Origin of the sequence: Mesorhizobium sp. M8A.F.Ca.ET.202.01.1.1 (genome assembly GCF_004791595.1) — a bacterium.
In the GTDB taxonomy this organism is placed as follows: Bacteria; Pseudomonadota; Alphaproteobacteria; order Rhizobiales; family Rhizobiaceae; genus Mesorhizobium.
This window is the reverse complement of record NZ_SRUN01000051.1, coordinates 1-1045: the sequence shown is the minus strand read 5'-3', so window position 1 is coordinate 1045 and position 1045 is coordinate 1. Positions and strand designations below refer to the sequence as shown.

1 protein-coding gene is annotated in these 1045 nt (G+C 59.2%); it reads left to right on the top strand.

Annotated elements, in window-relative coordinates:
* Positions 1 to 56: 56 nt before the first annotated feature.
* The coding region (locus tag EN845_RS33770) for an IS481 family transposase (protein WP_127873646.1) at positions 57 to 1045 on the top strand (989 nt) is incomplete at its 3' end.

Below are 1045 nucleotides of genomic sequence, written 5' to 3'. Positions count from 1 at the left end.
TGTTTGATCCCAGATTTTGATGGGGCATCCTTGTCCTCCGAATCAAGGGATGCGCTATGGGCCAGGTTCTTCATGGGAGCGCCACGACGACAGAGGCGGTCCGTCGAGCGATACAGCATAGTCAAGAGAGCCTGAGGGCGCTGGCGAAGCGCTACGGGATCAACCAAAAGACTGTTGCCAAATGGCGGGAACGGACCTCGGTGGCAGATTTGCCGACCGGTCCGAGAGAGCCTAGATCGACAGTGCTCTTGCCCGAGGAGGAGGCCGTCATAGTCGCCTTCCGGCGCTACACTCTGTTGCCACTCGATGACTGCCTCTATGCCTTACAACCGACGATCCCACACCTGACGCGCTCATCACTGCATCGCTGCCTGCAGCGCCACGGCATCAGCCGCCTGCCGGACGTAGAAGGCGACAAGCCGGCGAAGAAGAAGTTCAAGAGCTATCCGATCGGCTACTTCCACATCGACGTCGCCGAGGTGCGCACAGAACAGGGCAAGCTGCACATGTTCGTCGCTATCGACCGCACCTCGAAATTCGCCTTCGTCGAACTGCATGAGAAGGCCACCAGCGCCATATCGAGAGACTTCCTACTGCGCCTGATCGCGGCCGTGCCCTACAAGATCCACACTGTCCTCACCGACAACGGTATCCAGTTCACGACGCCCGGCGCCGGCGGTTCGGCCGTGCCATTGATCAAGGAGGCCATCGCAAACGGCGAACGCTTCTGGGCCCATGCCTTCGAATACGCTTGCGCCACGAACGACATCGAGCACCGAACGACCAAGGCAAGGCATCCGTGGACCAACGGCCAGGTCGAGAGGATGAACCGCACTATCAAGGATGCAACCGTCAGGCGTTTCTATTACGAGAGCCACGACCAACTCCGCCAGCACCTTGCCGACTTCATCTCGGCCTACAACTTCGGTCGCAGGCTCAAGACCCTCAAAGGCCTTACGCCCTACGAGTTCATCTGCAAGGCGTGGGCGTCACAACCGGAACGCTTCAAACTCGATCCGCTCCAGCAAATGCCGGGACTAAACAT